Consider the following 20187-nt stretch of genomic DNA (forward strand, 5'->3'; position numbering starts at 1 on the left):
GGAATTAACTGGTGAATTTATGTAGCTTTTCTAGATGCTACAAATAATACTAACGGGAGATGAAATGTTATGGCACTAGAGCAAGTGAATGCTTTTTATGACACATTGATGTCGGAGCGAGCAATTTACGAGCAATACTACCGTCAGTGTTGCATTCAAGGATTATTTGGAGTTTGGGATTGGGATAAAACAAAAATTGTTAATTTTGCTGCTACTCTAGGCTATTCTTTCACAGAAAGCGAATTAGATGCAGTGTTATTCGGCAGCGAACCAATTACTTTTCAAGATTCAATAAATTTATCAGAATATAAACAATATGCATTTCAGTGAACAGTGACCAGTGACCAGTGACCAGTGACCATTCATGTAATATACGATACAAGTCTCTAAATTTATTATGAAAAAATAAAGAAATTGATTCATAATTCAAATCCCTTACTTTGAAGTATGGGAATTAACTGGTCACTGGTCACTGTTAAACTGGTCACTGTCAAAAAGAAGAACTTGGCTGTTTTAAAAACTCTTTTTCCTCTGGCGTTGAAGTTCTTCCTAAAATTGCATTGCGATGGGGAAAGCGACCAAAACGCTCAATGACTTTCATATGGCGAATAGCATAATTAATACAACTGGCGCTGTCCGGATCGTTGGTGAGTTGCTCAAACAACTGAACCGACTTCCGTTGATGCTCCAAGTTTTCGCTGTGTTCAAAGGGGAGATAAATAAACCAGCGTTGGACGGGTAATAGTTTCTTGTCGTAGCCTTGAGCAATGGCATGATGCGCTGCGGAGAGTGCTTCCCAGTCCGTTAAAAAGGCTTCGGGAGTATCTCGGAAAACGTTTCGGGGAAATTGATCGAGCAGCAAGACGAGAGCTAAACAGCTCTTAGGAGCATCTAGCCATTCGTCGAGACGTCCTGCTGCTGCTTTTTGATAAGCGCTTAAAAACCGGACTCGAAGTTCTTCGTCAAATTCTGGTTTTTTATTAAACCATGAAGATTTTGGTTTTCCATAACCCGGTTCATCTGGTTTGCCAAACCAAAAGTCTAAAATTTCAGTTGCCTCTGACATCGCTTTCACTGACCCTTACAAAGCACTTGTCGCATTTTACGCATATTCGTTGGCAATTCAAAGTTCATTGCTTGTTGTATAAAAATTGATGGTACGGGTAGGGTTGGAGTTGCTGCTACTCCATAGGTTAGTAAAGTGCCATTGCCACAATCTTTTAGCTCTAAATTAGCTGTAAAATCATGAAATGTTCCTTCTTCCAACCGGAATTGTATCCTTTGCCCAATTTCTTCTACAACGTTAAGATATATTTCTACTTGAGCCGTAAAAAATAAGAAAGCTTTTTGTGCCGCTTGATACAGACGTTTGACTTCTCCTCGTTGTAGGACTTCACTTTTGGTAACATCGGGAAAATATTGTACCCAACGGGGATAATCCGTGATTTGCTGCCAAACTTGCGATCGCACCAGTGGCACGTACATTGTAGCGGTCACAGCACCGCCCCATGCTGTATGGGAGCTTGTCTGTACCAAAATTTCGCCTTGCATCAATAATCTTTGTTGGTCTTGATTCCAAACCATACTTGAACCAGTATTAACAGTGTGCGATATCAACGATGCACTCATATTACTTTTAATCATTCCTCACACATCCATTACTATAAGGTTTTACTGGATATTGAACTCAATCGAGTCAAATATGCCAATTTTAGTTCCAATCCAATATACAAGTTTTCCGGAAATAGTCACATATTTGCTTTTATTACCAAAACTTCATAAAAACTGGCCTCTTCTTATCGCTAACATTAAGATTTTTAGCATTCTCAGTTCATATAATTGATTTTCCTCTTAGCTTCAGATCCTCCAGACACCAACAAAACAGGTCAAAATTCACCAGTTCACCTAGACTGTCAATCTAGGGAACGCTGGTGAGCTTCCTAACTTGAAAAGCTAGCGTATAGCTCTATATTTTTCGGACACCAAATACTTCTTAAATTGTTCACAACTCTTCCGCAATTGTATTCAGTGTAAATACTGAAATATTGTTTAAGATGATTTATATATAGGAATCCTACTTGATTTTTGAATTATACGTAGGGGAGCCACCCTCGCGTGCGGGTCTCCCCGCGATTGGAGGAGTGGCGTTGGGCAATACCTACCATATAAGCTTTTGGTGGGCAATGCCTACCCTATAGCACTTAAAAATTTTCATAAATCATTTATGATTCCTATAATACTGTACGCTTTATGAGTCTTTTAGGATTTGTAAAATCTTATCAAGATAAAATAAAAAACCAAGTTACAACAAAAGTAAGCTTCTGATACAGGAGAACTCGAAATGAATTCGTCTAAACTAAATCGCAGGTTAAACCAATCTATTGGCGTTTTTCTTGGTATTGCGATCGCTATCTGGGTTTTGAGAGGTTTTGGTGCGATTACTTTTCTTCCTGGAGGGATTATCTGGCTGTTGCTTTTAGGTGCAGTCGCTATGGGTATTCTCAGTTACGTGCAGAAGATTTGGTGGCGGTTTTAATTAGATTTTTTTAATAGCATCAGAAAAGGAAAAACTTAATTTTATGGAAAAGGATGTTCGAGATACAAAAATTTTATTTTTTGACGATCGCGTAGAACAGATCGATGAGCTATTTAACATCCTTGTCCATAAAGATTATAGAGTTCAAAGAATCGGCTTTCAACAACAAATGCTTGATGATACTCTTTTGGAGCTACCGGATTTGATTGTGTTACACATTACCCTACCGGAGACAAAGAGTTATACAATTTGCCAACAATTAAGAGCTGATGAGAAAACTCAAGATATTCCCATAATTTTGGTTCATATTCAAAATGATAATCGGGAAAAATTAAAATACTTAAGATTAGGTATTTTTGATTATATTACACAACCAACTACAAGAGAAGAAATTTTATTGCGTACAGAAAATCAAATTCATACCTAAAAATGGCAGAAAAAGCTAAAACAGCAAAACGCTCAATTACAAAATGAAATTCAATCTCGCGAACGTGCAGAAGTTGAATTAAGGGAAAGTGCAGAAAGAGAAAAAGCCATATTCCAGGTAACTCAAAGTATGCGGCAATCGTTAGATCTGAAAAAGATTTTTGCTGCTACAACACAAGAATTGCGGCAAGTGCTTAATTGCGATCGCGTTGTTGTGTACCGTTTTAATCCAGATTGGAGTGGAGAATTTATCGCTGAGTCTGTAGGCAAAAGCTGGGTGTCTATCATTGAAGAACATAAAAATAACCCTGCTCAAACGAACAACGCTTTAGAAAACGAACGTTGTATTGTTCAGTTATTTAACAGTCAAGATAACCAAGTTTTAGATACTTATATGCAAGAAACCCAAGGTGGGGTTTACAGACGAGGTACAAGTTGTTTGTGCGTTCCCGATATATACAAAGCTAACTTTGACTCGTGTTACATTAACCTTTTGGAACGTTTTCAAGCTAAGGCTTATGTTACCATTCCAATATTTTGTGGCGAGCAACTTGGGGACTTCTTGCAAACTATCAAAATTCCAGTTCTCGTAATTGGAAAACAGGAGAAATTAATGTTGTTGTGCAAATAGGCAATCAATTGGGAGTAGCACTACAGCAAGCAGAATTACTGGCAAAAACTCAACAACAATCAACAGCATTGCAACAAGCTGCGCTCGCGGCTGACACTGCCAATCATGCCAAAAGTGAATTTCTAGCTAATATGAGTCACGAACTGCGAACACCGCTCAATGCTATTCTTGGCTTTACCCAATTGATGAGCCGCGATCGTACATTATCGCAAGAAAACCTGCAAAATCTGGATATCATTAATCGTGGGGGAGAACACCTGCTTAACTTAATTAATAATATTTTGGAAATGTTCAAAATTGAAGCAGGTAGGATAACACTCAATCTCAGTTCTTTTGATTTACATCACCTGCTAGATAACTTACAACGAATGCTGCATTTACGTGCAGTTTCAAAAGGTTTAGAACTCTTATTTGAATTAGATGCAAACCTTCCCCAGAATAGTTTAAGGTTGTGAGCATAAGTCTGAATCGTGTTTGGACTCCGTCCCACACTGTCCAGATAATGCAGGTATTTTTGGATTGGTTCAATCGGCAAATATTCATCATCTAGCACCATCCAAACCGGACGGTTGCTCTCTGGGAGGATACCTTTTTGGACTTTCATCCTTACTTATCCTCAATTCGTTGTTTACATTATAGATTTAAAATATTCTTTTGTATAGATGTGAAAACAGCGTAGTGATAAAACTTCATATCAGCTACGCTGTTGTTGTTGTTGTTATTTATAATTTAATAAGATATAAGTTTACGCCGGGGAGTTAGTCAAAAATAACTCTTATGCTAGATGTTTTAGGCTGTCATCTTCGTTAAGTTGTGGAGCTGGTAAACAACATAAAAGCAATCGGAGGATATTGTGACTATTTATAATAATGGCGAAGCCCGTATGGATGATACGGACGATCGCGGTAGTGGTAGGTCGTCTTTTAGTTACGCTGGTAGCGTGTAACGCTGTTCAATTGCGGCTTTGATGGCAGCACGGCTTTCACTGGCGGAACCATTAGCAGTCTTCTCTATCTTTGCGGCTTCCTCTGCTAGAGAGTCATCCTTAATTGCTTCTTGAAACCAACGAGAATAATCTCCTTGCTTGAGGTGATACAGCCAGGTTTCGTCATCAACTCCTTCAGCAATTTGGGTGAACAAAATTAAGTTTTGAGCGCGGAGATTGAGTTTGCCTTCTGCTCCTACAAAGTAAAAGCTTTTATCTTCTCCCAATTGTCCTTGAGCATATTTGCGTACATGACGGCGGCGTTCTGTATGTCCGGGAGTGATGCGGAAACGGAAGGGTTCGGTGTCTGATTCGCGGAACCATGCGATCGCCTCTCCTGGTTCGAGTTTTTGAGGAGCAAGTTGTGGGGGACAATGACCCACTATTGAACAGAATTGCTCGATGTTTTTCTCAGGTGATAAACCTACAGTAATCATGGCATCAACCAAAGACAATGCTGCAGGAGACATTTGATCGGGATGGACGGTTATAAACATCATGCAATCAAGTTGTTGAGGAAGTGTCAGAGAAGCAGGATTCCAAGAAGCAGGCATGAGGTGATGAGCTTCATCTGCTACTATCCAATGAGGACGACCAGTGCGTGCTCTTAATTCCTGTAATTGGGGTAACAGTTCGGCAAAAAATGCAGGTCGATCTGCTAGAGCAATACCTAGTAAGTTAATAATTGTATTTTGGTGCGGTTGCTCTAGTAGATCTAGAACTTCTTGTATGCTCGGTGCTCTGTTAGCATCGCCCAAAATAACTACATCTTCAAAGTTTTCGTAATCGCCTTCAGGGTCAATGATACAGAATTGATAATTTTGCTCAGCAATGCGTTCTAGTATAGCGGTTGCCAAGGTCGATTTTCCACCACCAGAAGTACCAGCTAGTAAGAGACTCGATCCATATGTCTTTATATTAACGAGAGAACCATCTTCTCTCGTACCCAATAAAATACTGTGTTTTTCCCTTTGAGTATCTACTTCAGCTAAATCTGAAGCCAGTAATTGGTCGATTAGTTCGACGACACCAGCACCGCGACTGTTTTCGGTGACAAAATCGACTCGCTCTTTTACCATAGGCAAAGCGTTCGCAACAGCAACAGAACACTCGCACAGTTCTAAGAAAGCATGATCGTTTTCCGCATCCCCCACACCAACAACATTATGCGGTGATAACTTCAATTCATCTAAAGCCGCGTTTAGTCCTGCGGCTTTGTTAATCCCGGAAGGCAGTACCATGACTGCACCTTTGTTAAAAATGACTTGCAATTCTAACCCCAACTCGCGAATTGTTTGCAGTACTGTTGTTTCGTTGGGATGCCAAGTGGCAACAATGACTCGACCAACTGACAAAGGGTCAACCTTGCGATCGCGTAATGCTTTGACAAACTCTTCGGGCGGTTTTGAGCCTAATAGTTTCTCCTGACGCGAAGCAGGAGAGTATAACAAAGCGCCATTTTCTACCACTACGCAATCAAATAAATCCAATTCTGAAAATGCACGCTGCAAATCTTCCAGTTCGCGCCCTGTCACTAATATCAGTTTTCTACCAGAAAGGCGCAGGCGTTTTAAAGCTTCTATAGTTTCATCGCTCACGCGACCGTCAGTTGCTAGCGTACCATCGTAGTCAGTGGCTAAGACAAAGTAGCGCATAGTTAGTTGCAAGTAGATTTAAAACATATTGAGTACATACATAAAATGACTTGAGTCTGAGTTTGAAAGAATCCAGCCTAGGAAATAAATATTCTTCAATCATTAGTGCGATCGTGAAACCCTGTATCTGTAACATCCCTGATTTGTATGGTAACTTGGAGAGTTATAACTGAATTTACTGTTATCTCTAAGAGGTTGTTTGAAAAATCTAGCAATACAGCCTTGGCGATGTTCGTAATCGCGGCTACACAGACAAAACCTGCCTGGTGCAGGTTAGCGAATCCTTGATTTTGTATTAGTCCACGGAGGTGGACTTAATTTGTATAGTAGCGAATTATATTCGCCCAAAACTTTTCACACATCCTCATAATAAGGAAAAATTACAAATGCCATACGTGACTTCAGAAAGTATGATTCGTTCTCTTATTGCTGAATACACAAAAGCTGACACTTTGTGGATTGATACAGAAGTTGCTGAGTACAATACTCGCAATCCTAGATTGTCGCTGATTCAAGTATTGGACAATCCAACAGATTTAAGTGGCGATCGCACTTTTATTTTGGATGTCCTCAACCAGCCTCACACTGTTGCTGAGTTTATCGACAAGGTCGTGATTGATTCCAAAATTGAAAAAATTTTTCATAATGCTAGCTACGATTTAAAATTTTTAGGTGGTAAGAAAGCAAAAAATATTACTTGTACTTTAGAATTAGCAAAACAAATTCCCTATTATGCTTTACCAGTCCCTAACTATCAACTAAAAACGTTAGCTGAAGAACTTTGTAATTTTCAGAATGTAGAAAAACAAGAACAGAAAAGTGATTGGGGAAGGCGACCTTTAACTGAAGAACAAATTGATTATGCTTATTTAGACTGTATTTATCTTGCTCAAGTCCATTTAAATTTGATAGAATTAAACAAAGAAATTAATCCAGAACCAGCTACGGAAAATATAGCAGTTCTGAATGCAAGATACGCGGAAATTGAAGAACAGTGGAAGGTGCTCAATTCAGAGTACGAGCATTTGCAGGAGCGCATCAAAAAAGCCATGCAATTGCAAAATGTATCTGAAACCCCATATTTTAAGCTGTCTTCTTACGAACGCACAACTGTAAAAGTCGCGTTTATGGAGCTGGTACAGTTGGTACAAAATCAAGATGTGGATTTTGATTTTCCCATTACACTGACTCAAAAATTACAAAAAGACTTAGGAGAAAACTTAGAACAATTGTCAGTAGAATTTGATAAAAAAACTTATTGGAAACTCGCCTCTAAAAATCAAGACAACGATGAAGGACAAGATGAAGAATGAAAAATCTGTTGCTAGCTGTATTTGTGTCTGTGGCAATTGTTGCTTGTAATAAGACCAAAGATGTCTTTGTAACAGATATTCAATCTCGTCCTGTCTTGCGTTCAGTGGCTAGACCCTCTAGTGCTAGAGACTTTTATACTCAGGGTCAGTATAGGCAAACAAAAGGAGATTTCCAAGGAGCGATCGCTGCATATAATAAAGCGATCGGTCTGAATCCTAATTATGGAGAAGCTTACAATAAGCGAGGGCTTGCCTACTTTAAGTTAGGAAATAGACAGCAAGCGATCGCAGATTATGACCAAGCATTGCAAATAAATTCTAATGATGCACAAGCTTATAACAATAGGGGAAATGTTTATCTAGCAGAGGGAGCAACACAACAGGCGATTACAGATTACAATCAAGCAATTCGTATTAATCCCAACTATGCTGAAGCATACAATAATCGAGGCAACGCTAGAGCCGCAGATGGAAATAGAAATGCAGCAGTAGACGATTACAGTGAAGCCATTCGCCTCAATTCCAAATATGCTGTTGCATATAGTAACCGAGGAAACGCCCGCACGATTTTAGGAGATAGAGAAGGAGCAGTTGCAGACTACGACGAAGCTATTCGCATAGCTCCCAACTTTGCAGCAGCATATAATAATCGAGGTAATGCTCGCGCCGCATTGGGAGATAAAGAGGGTGCTATGGCTGACTTACAACGAGCAGCAAAAATTTTTGAAAAACAAAACAATCAGCAGTTGTATCAAGAAGTGATGAATAATATCAAAGAGCTTGGACAATAAGTAAGTCAGTACTTTGCTTTTAGTTCCCCCCTTTTTCAAAAGCTTTTAGTTCCCCCCTTTTCAAGGGGGGCTAGGGGGGATCGATAAGTACCTGAAATCACAACCAACTACTTTAAAAACAACCTCTTAGGACATTACAAACGCAAAGAGGCAAAGTGCTAGGATATGAACACCAGTTTGTTAGATTTAAAAAATTTTGAATGCGAACTATTCCTCAAGTAACTGCTCAACAAGCACAAGCTTTAGTTAACGAGTTCATCAGCGATTACTTAAGCGATCGCTTTACTGCTGACCAAGCTAAACTTTTTGTAACAGGTGAGGTATGGCAAGTGCCTGTAATTTTGGCATACCCAGTCGTTGGTTCTTTAGGACAAGTGGGAGAAGTTTTAGTTAGTACTTCATCAGAAGCGATTGTCTCACATACATCTTTTGATGAAATAAAGCAGGTAGGACAAGGACTTTACGACGCAATTTACCTCGTTCAACTTTTGTTACTGCATGGGCAATGATGCATAACTTATGCATCTTGGTGCAACGACGGCTCAGTCAAAAATTAGAGAAATTCACATGAGGCTTGCTTCCTAGGATTGGTATATATTCCCGCAGACAAAATTTTTACCCGATAATCATCCTTAAGATTGCATATAGTTTAAACCTCTAGACAGGTCATTATGATGATAAGACTGACTATTATCAAAATATAAGTATTGAGATATGTAAAAAAAATTAAAAAGGCAGGTCAAAGATGAATCAGTCGATGGAACTATCTCTAGAGCAACAATTTAACCTGAGAATCTTTGGAGATTATGTACGGCAGATGTCTCGCGAACAAGCACAGGATTTTCTAGTCGAGCTGCAAGAGCACATGATGCTCAAGGAAAATATGTACAAAACTTTGCTAAAGCAAGACTGGGGAATTGATACAGACCAAATGATGATATAAAGCGCCCGCGCTTTGTGTTCAAGAAGTAAGTTAAATTCATGAAAAAGGTAAACAGCTATGAAAATGCAACAAAAACTTGACGAAATAACACTCTACCTAACACAAACTTTAAGTGGATATGAAGTGATTCCAGCAAACTGGGGATGGCACATTCATAAAAAAGATATGTATTGTGGGTACCTAGAATATCAAGATACAAAGGGGTGGCGGGGAAGTGCTTTTAATTCCCTTCCAGCAAGAATAAGAGAGCAACTTAAGCAATTTGCACTTTCTGATTCTGCTCTCACATATCAAGTTATAGTTTAGAGGATGTCTAAAAGTCCTCTAAGAACTAATGCAAGGTGTGAGTATGAATTATCAGAATAAATGGTGGGCAATGCCAATGCCTACTGGTCACTGAACAGCAGGTTCTAACATCCGAATTGTTCCAGCATCGGTGTCTATTTCTACATCTAAACCAAGAGGCAATGTCAGTACATTTTCAAGATGTCCGATCGCAGCACCTGACCATGCGGGAATCCCTAGAGGTTTAATATGATCCCACAAAACCTCTTCAAAAGTCAAAGAGCCATAGTCAGCATCAGGCAAACAATCGGAACATTGCCCAAAAACAAAACCGGCTAGTTTATCAAATAAACCCGCTATTTTTAACTGAGTCATCATCCGATCTATACGATATACATTTTCGTTCAAATCTTCTAAAAATAAAATAGCACCATTGAGATTGGGTACATAAGGAGAGCCAACAATTGCTGATAAAACGGAAAGGTTACCCCCAATCAGCTTACCTTTAGCTTTCCCAGAAGAAATAGTTTGAACTCGGTACTTAACCTGCATCAAACGGTCAGAATCGCCGCCATCTTTTTCATTTTTAAAGGTGACGGTTTCTCCATTAAATAAAACGCGACGAAAACAATCTGTTTGAGTCGTTCTCCAAGAACTTAGCCCGTTGGGACCGTGAAATGTCACGAGATTAGTTTTGGCATTCACCCCTAGAATTAATGATGTGATATCGCTGAAACCCACTACGATCTTGGGATTTTTGCGAATGAGATTGTAATCTAGATAAGGTAACATTCGGCTGCATCCCCATCCGCCGCGAATTGGCAAAATAGCTGCTATGGAAGGATCGCCAAAAAATTGATTGATGTCAGCAGCACGGTCTTTGTCTTTCCCTGCTAAATAACCATACCGTTCTAAAACGTGAGGTGCGAGCTTGGGAACTAATCCTAAAGCTTTAACTGCATCTATAACAATAGAGAGTTGTTCGCGAACAAATGTAGCACCAGCAGGGCTAACTATTCCCACGACAGATCCGGGTTGTAAGCGTTTGGGTTTTAACAGTGGTTGACTAGCTGCTCTCCCCAATTTTAACGGAGAAGCTAATACCGAAGAACTTGCAGCTAGTCCAATTAGAAAGTTACGGCGATCTATCATAGGAGTTTTGGTATGACATCGAGTTTCTCGATTTATGACAAAGAACGTTATGTAGAGTCTGCAATAAATCTTCAGCCATGTAAGGTTTGGAAATAAATGCCTTCACTCCACTAGTTCCTGCTAATTTATCGCCTGCTAAGCCACTAACAGCAACAATCAAAGCATTTGAATTTAGTTTTTGTATTGTGCGAATAGTGACTGCACCATCCATTAATGGCATCATCATATCTACTAGCACCAAGTTGATTTCATGTTTATGTTGGGCATAAAGTGCGATCGCATCTATCCCATTACTAGCTGTTAACACTTTGTAATTATAAGCTTCTAATGAGATTTTTGTAGTTTCTAAAATATTTACTTCGTCATCTACAACGAGAATCAATTCTCCATTTCCTTTTGGTAGTTCGAGATCCTCTACAAGTGGGGTTGCAGTGATTGCTACTGCGGGTAAGAATATCTGAAATTCAGTTCCTTCTCCAACCTTACTATCTACAGTGATAAAACCATTATGACTTTTAATGATACCCCTTACTGTCGAAAGACCTAACCCTGTGCCTTTGCCAAACTCTTTTGTAGTAAAAAAAGGCTCGAATATTCTATCTATAGTTTCTGATGACATTCCGATGCCTGTGTCAGTTACTGAAATTACCACATAAGGTCCAATATTTGCTTCCAAATTAACACGTGTATAATGTTCGTCGATCAATCTGTTTTCAGCGTGAAGGCTGAGAATACCTCCGTCCTGCATGGCATCACGAGCGTTTACAATTAAGTTCATCAGGACTTGATGCAGGTGTGTTGCATCTCCAAAAACCGCCCAAAGATCTGGTTTTACAGTTGTAGAAAATGCAATAGATTTAGGAAACGTTTCTCGAACAATCTGCTCAATTTCTAAGAACAAAGAGCCAATTTGTACAATTGTACGCTTGCCTTCAACTCCCCTTGCAAATTGCAGCACTTGTTTAACCAAAGCAGCACCTCGTTTAGTGTTACTTTCGATAATTTTTAGGACTTGCCGATCCCGCTCATCAATTTTAGGGAGTTTAATTTGTAGCAGTTGTGCTGAAGCTAAGATGGGAGTAAATATATTATTCAGGTCGTGAGCAATGCCACCTGCAAGTGTTCCAATACTTTCTAGTCTTTGTGCGCGTAATAGTTGGCTTTCGAGTTGTTTTTTCTCTGTAATGTTGGTGTTCACAACAAGAATTGATTTGGGTTGCCCATTTTTATTGCGGATTAGCGTCCATCGGCTAGCAACAACAATGTGTTGCCTGTCTTTATTAACTTGATTTAATTCACCTTGCCACGTGCCAATGTCAGTTAGCTTTTTTTGAATTTCTGAAAGTTGAGGTAAAGTTTCTACTCGATAGAGAAGCGCATTAGCATTTTTACCTATTGCTTCTGCTGCTGTCCAACCATATAACTGTTCTGCACCATTGTTCCAATAATGAATTTCGTTGTTTAAACCTCGAACAAGAATTGCGTCTGTGGTGATATCTAATAAAGCTGCTTGTTCTTGAATTTTCTGTTCTGCTTGTTTTCGCTCAGAAATTTCCTCTTCTAAACGCAAATTTTGCTGCTGAAGTGTCTTCGTTAGATTCCGCAATCTTAAATGAAGTTCGATCCGGGCTAAAACCTCTTCATGCATGAGAGGTTTAGTGATGTAGTCCACTGCACCAAGGCTTAAACCTTTCACTTTGTCTAGTACTTCAGACAGTGCAGTCATAAAAATTATAGGAATATCTTTTGTTGATGAATTAGCTTTTAAACGACGGCAAGTTTCAAAACCATCCATTCCAGGCATTAGAATGTCTAAGAGAATGAGATCTGGTGGAGCATACTCCGCTCGTTCAATCGCACTCTCACCATCTTCAGCAATTAAAACCGTAAATCCAGAGTTGGATAGTAAATCAAACAGTATTTCTAAATTAGTGGGTGTGTCATCGACAATCAAGATCGCACCCTTATCAGTAGAATCTTTGTCCTTTGTCATTTGTCATTCGTCATTTGTTAAGATGAAGCCCTGTCACGAAGCGTGCAGGGTGCTGACGCCTAATGAGGTTCCTCCGGTAACCTCCATATTAAAAGTTATACTCTCCATCCTAAATTGTTCTTCTAAAATTTTTGATGTGCGATCAATTTTTTACATTTGCCTTGGATACATAATAAATGATGTAACTAAAAGTAAAGCTATATTATTTAGTGAGGCTACAAGATCTTTGTAAGATCTCCGACATCTTAAAGATGTCGGAGATCTGAGCAAACTTACTCATTAGAACTTATAAGACAAACTACAGGAAAATCTTAATATTTACTTTATAAAGTATATTTAAGTATTTATTCCCTTTTCTAAATTGGATATAGCAATCCTATCTGATTTGTGAACAAATCTCAGTACTGTAGGTAGGGAAGACAGCCCACCATATGATACTACTGGTGGGCTGTCTTCCCTACCTACGTGTATTTCAAAAATCTGCGGAGGAGTCCTATAGATTGGCGATCGCACAATAATATACCAGATGCTGCTATAATGCTGACTTACTTTGTTTGAAAAACGAGTTGCGGAGCCATAGTGAAAAAATAAATAAAAAAAATGAAATATTTACGTTACTGTAAAATCGCGAAGAATGCCCGATTAATAATAAGGCAAAAGATAACGCGGGTACAAATAGGGCTGATGTGCTATTAGAGGAAACAACAAATGGGACATATCATTGCTACTGCAAATATGAAGGGCGGCGTTGGTAAAACCACTCTTACAGTCAATATGGCAACTTGCTTGACCAAAAACTATGGTAAGCGAGTGCTGGTTCTGGACTTGGATAGTCAAATCAGTGCTACACTCAGCCTGATGTCGCCTGTGGACTTTGCCAAGCTCCGAAAGCAAAAACGGACACTGAGGTATTTACTCGACCAAATTATCAGTCCATCACAAAGATCGAAATTGACAATTCAAGATATTATTCAATCTCAGGTTTGCAATCTTCCAGGGTTGGACTTATTACCAGGAGATATCGACCTGTACGATGAATTTGTCGTCTCCGAAATGTTGCATCAGCAAGCAGTTAACTTAGGTGAGAATGACTTTGAAAATATTTGGAATCGTTTTGAAAGAGTCCTACTAGGAAAAGTTTTAGAACCTGTTCTTCAAGAATATGATTTTATTCTCTTAGATTGTGCTCCTGGATATAATCTTTTAACTCGTAGTGCTTTAGCTACCAGTAACTTCTACATACTTCCTGCTAAACCAGAACCCTTATCTATAGTGGGTATTCAATTGCTAGAACGGCGCATTGCCCAGTTAAAAGAAAGCCACGAACAGGAAGCAAATATAGGTATACAAATGCTGGGAATTGTCTTTACAATGTCCAACGCTAATTTTCTCAGTGGCAGGTATTATAAACAAGTTATACAACGGGTTCATCAAGATTTTGGCGATGCAAAAGTTTGCCAAACACAAATACCAACTGATGTAAATGTGGCTAAGGCTGTTGATACTTTTATGCCAGCTGTCTTACACACTCCTCAATCAGCAGGTTCAAAAGCGTTTATTCAACTTACTCAAGAGTTATTGCAAAAGTTGGAAAAAGCTAAAGTAGAAAACCAGCAACAAGGTAACTTGCAATTTGCCACAACTTAAGATTACCCTCATCCCTAGCCCTTCTCCCTCCGGGGGAAGGCAGGGTACTCCCTTTCCGCTCTAAAATTAGCGAATTTTGTGGTGCTATGCCCTACAACGTGATAATGGTGGGTATTGCCCACCCTAAACCTAGCCCTTCTCCCTCCGGGGCTTACAGACCCTTCAGCTACAATTGTCATCTTTCATCACATTTTAACTATGAGTACAGTTCAACTTGAAATACCTGAAGAAGTATTAATCAGCCTTAAAGAAACACCGCAAACGATTGCTAAAGAACTGCAAATTTTACAGCAGTCAAATTATTTGAACTTGGCAAATTATCATCAGGGCGTGCCGCTCAATTAGCCGGAATATCGCGAGTACAATTTCTACTTTTATTAGGACAATATCAAGTATCGCCCTTTGCATTAACAACTGAAGAATTAGAACAAGATGTGAATAATGCCAATACCTGAAACAACTATATTGTTATTGAAGCTGGTGGATATGGAAACAATGAAATTACGAGCGCATATTGGAGCAGATGGTGTATTGCAAATCCAAACGCCCACTGATTTAAAAGATACTTCTGTTGAGGTAGTGGTGGTTGTACAACCGTTACCGGATGAAGAAGTTGCACCATTAGAAGACACTCAACCGCGTTATAACGCTTGGGGAAAGTCCACAACGAAACAATCAATAAGTGATGCAATTATTAGAATGCAACAGTTGCAGCGAGAAGTTGCGTTGGACAAAACGTCAATTAGCTCCATGATAGAAGAAGGGCGAAGATTTTAAATGCAGTTTGTGTTGGATTGTTCTGTAGCAATTAGCTGGTGTTTGGTGGATGAGAATAACTCCACTGCTAATGCCATACTAGCTATGATGCCGGATTCTGAGGCATTTGTACCGGGAATTTGGTCGCTGGAGATTGCGAACGTGCTGCTAGTGGCTGAACGACGCAATCGCATGACGACTCAGCAATCATCAGAAGCTGTTGTTCTGTTACAATCACTGTTAATTCAAGTTGATACAGCAACAGATGCAAACGCCTTGGGTGCAACCCTGGGGATTGGACGACAAGAAAATTTAGCAGCTTATGACGTAGCTTACTTAGAATTAGCACTGCGGTTAGGATTACCATTGGCAACACTTGATACTCGATTAGCAGAGGCGGCTACAAGGTGCGGTGTGGAGTTGATTATTGTTGATTGAGGGATTTCCCTCTCCCCTTGGGAGAGGGTTAGGGTGAGGGCAAACTTCTTAAAATTCCCCTGCTAAAGCTGAAACACAACGTTCGCAAATGAGAGGATGTTCGGTAAATTCTCCTACACGAGTGGAGTAGTTCCAACATCGATCGCATTTATGCCCATCTGCATCAGCTACACCTAAAATCCATGCATCTGACTGCAGATTGTACTTCAAGCTTTGAGCTGTTTCTGGAGAATCTAATAAATCTACCTGAGAAGTTAGAAACAAATAGCGTAACTCATCTATGCCATTCTGGCTAGCATTCAGGGCTGTTACAGCAAGTAGTAACTGCTCGTCTATTATATATAGCAATACCTTGGCTTCCAAGGAAGAACCAATGGTTTTGGCTACCCTAGCTTCTTCTAACACCTTATTAACGTCATTGCGGAGTTGTCGCAATTGTTGCCAGGATGCTGCTAATTCTGGATTTTTCCATCCTTCCTCTAACTCCACCCAACCAGCTTCAAATACGGATTTGTAAGGTGTTTTATAGGGGAGGTACTGCCAAATATCCTCCGCCATATGACACAATACGGGAGCGATCGCACGTGCTAAATTTTCTAAGGCAATTCTCAGTACTGTTTGACAGCTACGGCGACGGAATACATTGGGCGCACTGATATACAGCCTATCTTTTGCGACATCCAAATAGAAGTTAGACAAATCCACCACGCAAAAATTTTGCACGGTTTGGAAAAAGCGGAAAAACTGGAAACTATCAAAGGCTTCCGTCACTTCCTGAAAAACTTCTGTGATGCGATGCAGCATATAGCGGTCGAGAGAAGGCAATTTTTCCAACGGTACTGCATCTTTGTCTGGATCGAAATCGTGCAAATTACCCAGTAAGAACCGCGCTGTATTGCGAATCTTGTTACGAATATCTGCTAGTTGCTTGATGATATTATTACCCAAGCGGACATCGGCAGAGTAATCTACAGAAGAAACCCATAATCGCACAACATCAGCACCGTAACCCGGTTCTTTCTTCTGGTCTTTGCCTCCCAAGATGACAGTAGCTGGATCTACCACATTACCCAGTGATTTACTCATTTTACGACCTTGTTCGTCCAAGACAAAACCGTGAGTCAATACGGTTTTATAAGGAGCACAATCGTTGACCGCTACACTTGTAAGCAAACTCGATTGAAACCAACCGCGATGTTGGTCTGAACCTTCCAGATACATATCAACAGGATAGCGCAATTGCCATCGCTGTTCTGCCACAGCTGCCCAAGAAGAACCAGAGTCAAACCATACATCCATGGTGTCAGTCCCTTTCCGATAAGACCGACCGTTGTTGCGATATTTTTCTGGTAACAACTCCTCTACTGACATTTCCCACCAAGCATCAGACCCTTTTTCGGCAAAAATAGCTTGGACGTGAGAGATGGTTTCTTCATTCAACAAAGGTTCTCCCGTTTCTTCATCATAGAATACGGGGATCGGTACACCCCAGCTGCGCTGACGGGAGATACACCAATCAGAACGTTCCGCTACCATTGGGGTGATGCGATTTTCTCCTTGGGCTGGAATCCATCTTACAGATGCGATCGCTTTGAGGGCTTCATCCCTAAATCCTTCCACCGAAGCAAACCACTGTTCTGTAGCCCGAAAAATAGTAGGTTTCTTAGTCCGCCAATCGTAGGGATACTTGTGGACGTAAGCTTCCTCCTTCAGCAAAGAACCAGCCGCAGTCAGCGCATCAATAATTGCTTGGTTCCCATCCCCTAAAACATTTAACCCTGCAAACTCTCCCGCTTCCTTGGTAAAATTCCCGTTATCATCTACAGGTGCTAGGATAGGCAAACCATACCGTTGACCTACCATGTAATCTTCTTGACCGTGACCGGGGGCAGTATGTACCAATCCAGTACCGGAGTCAGTGGTAACATAATCTCCACCGATAACTATCGGGCTTTCGCGATCGAAGAGAGGATGACGGTAGGTAGAATGTTCTAAATCTTTTCCTTTGACTGTTGCTTTTACGGTTAATTGCGCCTCAAGGACTGTAGAGAGACGTTCCACCAAATCCACCGCAACAATGAGATATTTGAAATTTGCCTCACCTAAAGTTGCAACATTGCTTTGTTCCTTTGCGTCCCGCGACACTTCCACCACGGTGTAATTAAGTTCTGGATTGAGTGCAACAGCCAAGTTACCTGGAATTGTCCAAGGCGTGGTTGTCCAGATAGCGACAGCTAACTCAGGCAAAAACTCACCCAAAACTGGTTTCACTGCTTCCGACAAACTTGTCATTTTGAAAGCAGCGTAGATACTCCGCGAAGTGTGACCTTCGGGATATTCCAACTCAGCTTCCGCCAAAGCTGTTTTAGAACTAGGACTCCAGTGTACTGGTTTTAATCCCCGATAGATGTAGCCCTTGAGTACCATCTGACCGAAAACACCAACTTGAGCCGCTTCATATTCCGGCTTGAGCGTAAGATAGGGATGTTCCCAATCCCCCCAAACTCCGTATCGTTTGAAACTTTCCCGTTGTTCGTCAACTGTAGACAGAGCAAATTCCTTTGCTTTGTGACGCAGTTGTAAAGACGTTAAGTTTTGCCGTTCTGCTTGCTTCATATTCTGCAAAACTTTCAGTTCAATAGGCAAACCGTGACAGTCCCAACCCGGTACGTAACGAGCTTTACGACCGCGCAACAGTTGGTAGCGATTAATAATGTCTTTAAGAATTTTATTTAAAGCGTGACCGATATGCAGGGAACCGTTAGCATAGGGCGGTCCGTCATGCAGTATAAATAAGTCGCCTGGATTTTCTTCAGACAGGCGTTCATAAATCTTATTCTCTTCCCAAAACTTTTGGATTTCAGGTTCCCGCTTGATAGCGTTTGCCCGCATATCGAAGTTGGTCTTAGGTAAGTTTACAGTGTCTTTGTAGCTTCCAGGTTCTGTCACAGTGCTGAATTGAGTAAATAGAGTGGTGTTCTCACTATGATATCAGCGAGAATTTCTTAGATCTTCAACTAGTCTACTTGATTCAACTTTTCTTGAATAATTCTTCCCACATCTTCCAAAGGTAAATTCGCTGGATAGCGAACTGCACCACGATTACGAGTCATTAACTCACTCAAAGCTTCGCTAAATGCTTCATCGTCATCTCTATGAGCTGAAAGATATTCTTTTAACTCAGCAACGCTCATTTCCTTAAAATTAGGCATTAGATAAACTCCCATTCTCCATTTTGGTCAATAACTATTGCCAGATTGTCATTTACTCCAGCTTGAATATATAAAGTTTTGAGTTTCCGATCGTAACGGAAGACGTTAATCGGTTGAAAAGCATTTGAAAGCATCTGGCAGACAAATATACAAATAACTGATTGTTTTTCTGTGGGCAAATCTCCAACTCCTTATACTGTAAGCTTTTTTTCCAAAAAAATGATTCCTGCTTGTGGCAGGATAAACCGTTTATTAAAATTGACTTTATAAATTAGCCTTGGCTCAAGTTTTGCTTGACAAACTCCTCAATTTTCAGATACCATTATACAATGGAAATCTGTGCGATCGTAATATATAAAGCTTTTAGCAAAAAACTTCTCCATCTAGCGTTCCTTACTTTGGTAAGAGAGATTGATTTGGTCGGTTTTGAGTAAACCCGCTTCTTTGCAGTTTGAAAGCGAAAAATCCCCCAACAGCCAACAGAGCAATAGCACCAATTATTAAAGACGGAGACAGGCTGGTAACTGTAACTTAATTTCTACCCCTCCCATACTGTTGTGATAGTGCTTATTTAATATGCTTCTAACGGTTTACAGACGGTTTATAGTCGTAGAGCCATGCTTCAAATTCATCTTGTTTCATCTGAGAGGGTTTCACCATTTCCCGGAGTGTAACTTCACTATCAGGTTGATAGGAGCGGTTCCCTTCAAATGCACTGCGTTCGTAAATAACTTTTGTCCGGGGAATGCGACTGTTCTCATAAGCATGAAGCGCCGTTTCTATGTTGTCGGGTGAAGCTTTAAGGCACTCTGCTAGTTGGTAGGCATCCTCAAACGCCATGTTTGCCCCCTGTCCCAGAGATGGTACAACGGCATGAGCAGCATCCCCCAACAGCGTGACTTTGCCCTTGCTCCAACTGTCTAATGGAGTGAGATCGTAAATCGGTCGCTCCACGATCGCGTCAACGGGAGTTGCCTCAACGATCGCTTCTACAGGTTCTGCCCAATTTGCAAATCGTTCTAGAACACGAATCTTAGGATTTGTAGCCGATTGATGTACAAAATCGTCTGCTGATAGCGCACCAGCGCTCCAGAAGGTGTAACCCTCACCGACATCAATCAGCAAAAAATTTTTACCATCGGGTGCTGTTATTAAGGTTGATGCGTTCGGAGACAAGAGATCGTGGTTATACTGAATGACGGCACGCCAAGACATACGATTTGCATAGTTTGGCAAACTGTCGCTGATGAGTGTCTGCCTGACCACAGAGTTAGTTCCGTCTGCTCCGATTAGCAAATCCGATAGTACGGCTTCTCTGTTTTTGAAATAAATTTCGATCCTGTTGTCCTGCTGTTCAAAACCGACACAGCAATGATTGAGATGAATAATATCGGGTGGCAGTACTGATGCAAGAATGGCTTGTA

Annotated in this window: 21 protein-coding genes and 2 pseudogenes; 14 read left to right on the top strand and 9 right to left on the bottom strand. The window is 40.4% G+C overall.

Features of this window, described 5'->3' with window-relative positions; genetic code table 11:
- The first annotated feature begins 69 nt into the window (after positions 1-69).
- Positions 70-330, top strand: a complete 261-nt coding sequence (locus ACKTT2_RS25350) for a hypothetical protein (protein WP_407891739.1) — start codon at positions 70-72, stop codon at positions 328-330.
- 160 nt (positions 331-490) lie between these two features.
- On the opposite strand, the gene ACKTT2_RS25355 is transcribed toward ACKTT2_RS25350, so the two are convergent.
- Positions 491-1066: a DUF924 family protein gene (locus ACKTT2_RS25355; RefSeq protein ID WP_407891741.1), complete on the bottom strand. Its 576-nt coding sequence runs from the start codon at positions 1064-1066 to the stop codon at positions 491-493.
- A gap of 5 nt (positions 1067-1071) precedes the next feature.
- The gene (locus ACKTT2_RS25360) at positions 1072-1629 is read right to left on the bottom strand and encodes an SRPBCC family protein (protein WP_407891827.1); all 558 of its coding nucleotides are present in this window, start codon (positions 1627-1629) and stop codon (positions 1072-1074) included.
- A gap of 712 nt (positions 1630-2341) precedes the next feature.
- On the opposite strand from ACKTT2_RS25360, the gene ACKTT2_RS25365 reads away from it, so the two are divergent.
- The 3 genes and pseudogenes from ACKTT2_RS25365 to ACKTT2_RS25375 all read left to right on the top strand — a co-directional run.
- Positions 2342-2536, top strand: coding sequence for a hypothetical protein (locus ACKTT2_RS25365; protein WP_407891743.1), 195 nt, complete (start codon positions 2342-2344; stop codon positions 2534-2536).
- A gap of 43 nt (positions 2537-2579) precedes the next feature.
- Positions 2580-2963 carry a response regulator gene (locus ACKTT2_RS25370; protein WP_407891745.1) on the top strand — a complete coding sequence of 128 codons (384 nt, stop codon included), beginning with the start codon at positions 2580-2582 and terminating at the stop codon, positions 2961-2963.
- Between the two features lie 45 nt (positions 2964-3008).
- A pseudogene (locus ACKTT2_RS25375) lies at positions 3009-4030 on the top strand (GAF domain-containing sensor histidine kinase); the annotation flags it as partial.
- 490 nt (positions 4031-4520) lie between these two features.
- On the opposite strand, the gene ACKTT2_RS25380 reads toward ACKTT2_RS25375, so the two are convergent.
- On the bottom strand, positions 4521-6233 hold the full coding sequence (locus tag ACKTT2_RS25380; RefSeq protein WP_407891747.1) for an HAD family hydrolase: 1713 nt from the start codon (positions 6231-6233) through the stop codon (positions 4521-4523).
- 386 nt (positions 6234-6619) lie between these two features.
- On the opposite strand from ACKTT2_RS25380, the gene ACKTT2_RS25385 reads away from it, so the two are divergent.
- The 5 genes from ACKTT2_RS25385 to ACKTT2_RS25405 all read left to right on the top strand — a co-directional run bounded on the left by ACKTT2_RS25385 (position 6620) and on the right by ACKTT2_RS25405 (position 9586).
- Positions 6620-7546 (top strand): ribonuclease D, encoded by a 927-nt coding sequence (locus tag ACKTT2_RS25385; protein ID WP_407891749.1) that lies wholly within the window; start codon positions 6620-6622, stop codon positions 7544-7546.
- Positions 7543-8337 (top strand): tetratricopeptide repeat protein, encoded by a 795-nt coding sequence (locus tag ACKTT2_RS25390; RefSeq protein ID WP_407891751.1) that lies wholly within the window; start codon positions 7543-7545, stop codon positions 8335-8337. The genes ACKTT2_RS25385 and ACKTT2_RS25390 overlap by 4 nt, the downstream gene beginning before the upstream one ends.
- A 200-nt stretch (positions 8338-8537) precedes the next feature.
- Positions 8538-8846, top strand: coding sequence for a hypothetical protein (locus tag ACKTT2_RS25395; RefSeq protein WP_407891753.1), 309 nt, complete (start codon positions 8538-8540; stop codon positions 8844-8846).
- A 236-nt stretch (positions 8847-9082) separates the two neighbouring features.
- Entirely contained in the window at positions 9083-9280 is a 198-nt protein-coding gene (locus ACKTT2_RS25400) for an NblA/ycf18 family protein (protein ID WP_407891755.1), read from the top strand.
- Between the two features lie 57 nt (positions 9281-9337).
- A complete protein-coding gene (locus tag ACKTT2_RS25405; RefSeq protein ID WP_407891757.1) occupies positions 9338-9586 on the top strand; it encodes a hypothetical protein in 249 nt (82 codons plus the stop codon).
- Between the two features lie 87 nt (positions 9587-9673).
- Here ACKTT2_RS25405 and ACKTT2_RS25410 read toward each other — a convergent pair whose 3' ends face one another.
- Complete coding sequence (locus ACKTT2_RS25410) at positions 9674-10717, bottom strand: S66 peptidase family protein (RefSeq protein ID WP_407891759.1); 1044 nt, start codon at positions 10715-10717, stop codon at positions 9674-9676.
- Positions 10701-12710, bottom strand: a complete 2010-nt coding sequence (locus ACKTT2_RS25415) for an ATP-binding response regulator (protein ID WP_407891761.1) — start codon at positions 12708-12710, stop codon at positions 10701-10703. Before ACKTT2_RS25415 ends, ACKTT2_RS25410 begins: the two co-directional genes overlap by 17 nt.
- A 708-nt stretch (positions 12711-13418) precedes the next feature.
- On the opposite strand from ACKTT2_RS25415, the gene ACKTT2_RS25420 reads away from it, so the two are divergent.
- The 5 genes and pseudogenes from ACKTT2_RS25420 (at position 13419) to ACKTT2_RS25440 (ending at position 15551) form a co-directional block, all read left to right on the top strand.
- Positions 13419-14357 carry a ParA family protein gene (locus tag ACKTT2_RS25420; protein ID WP_407891763.1) on the top strand — a complete coding sequence of 313 codons (939 nt, stop codon included), beginning with the start codon at positions 13419-13421 and terminating at the stop codon, positions 14355-14357.
- Positions 14358-14555: 198 nt separating this feature from the next.
- Positions 14556-14702 (top strand): hypothetical protein, encoded by a 147-nt coding sequence (locus tag ACKTT2_RS25425; RefSeq protein WP_407891765.1) that lies wholly within the window; start codon positions 14556-14558, stop codon positions 14700-14702.
- Between the two features lie 2 nt (positions 14703-14704).
- Positions 14705-14812 (top strand): annotated as a pseudogene (locus tag ACKTT2_RS25430) (UPF0175 family protein); the annotation flags it as partial.
- A gap of 31 nt (positions 14813-14843) precedes the next feature.
- Positions 14844-15134, top strand: coding sequence for a hypothetical protein (locus tag ACKTT2_RS25435; protein WP_407891829.1), 291 nt, complete (start codon positions 14844-14846; stop codon positions 15132-15134).
- Positions 15135-15551 carry a type II toxin-antitoxin system VapC family toxin gene (locus ACKTT2_RS25440; protein WP_407891767.1) on the top strand — a complete coding sequence of 139 codons (417 nt, stop codon included), beginning with the start codon at positions 15135-15137 and terminating at the stop codon, positions 15549-15551.
- A 48-nt stretch (positions 15552-15599) separates the two neighbouring features.
- Here ACKTT2_RS25440 and ileS read toward each other — a convergent pair whose 3' ends face one another.
- The 4 genes from ileS to ACKTT2_RS25460 all read right to left on the bottom strand — a co-directional run bounded on the left by ileS (position 15600) and on the right by ACKTT2_RS25460 (position 20179).
- Positions 15600-18500 carry an isoleucine--tRNA ligase gene (gene ileS / locus ACKTT2_RS25445; protein ID WP_407891769.1) on the bottom strand — a complete coding sequence of 967 codons (2901 nt, stop codon included), beginning with the start codon at positions 18498-18500 and terminating at the stop codon, positions 15600-15602.
- Positions 18501-18568: 68 nt separating this feature from the next.
- Positions 18569-18763 (bottom strand): DUF6887 family protein, encoded by a 195-nt coding sequence (locus ACKTT2_RS25450; protein ID WP_407891771.1) that lies wholly within the window; start codon positions 18761-18763, stop codon positions 18569-18571.
- Positions 18763-18942, bottom strand: coding sequence for a DUF6888 family protein (locus ACKTT2_RS25455; RefSeq protein ID WP_407891773.1), 180 nt, complete (start codon positions 18940-18942; stop codon positions 18763-18765). The genes ACKTT2_RS25450 and ACKTT2_RS25455 overlap by 1 nt, the downstream gene beginning before the upstream one ends.
- Positions 18943-19345: 403 nt before the next feature.
- The gene (locus tag ACKTT2_RS25460; protein ID WP_407891831.1) at positions 19346-20179 is read right to left on the bottom strand and encodes an FAD-dependent monooxygenase; all 834 of its coding nucleotides are present in this window, start codon (positions 20177-20179) and stop codon (positions 19346-19348) included.
- Between the last annotated feature and the right edge of the window lie 8 nt (positions 20180-20187).

This window comes from Scytonema hankhaensis NUACC26, from assembly GCF_045865695.1.
Lineage (GTDB): Bacteria > Cyanobacteriota > Cyanobacteriia > Cyanobacteriales > Nostocaceae > Scytonema.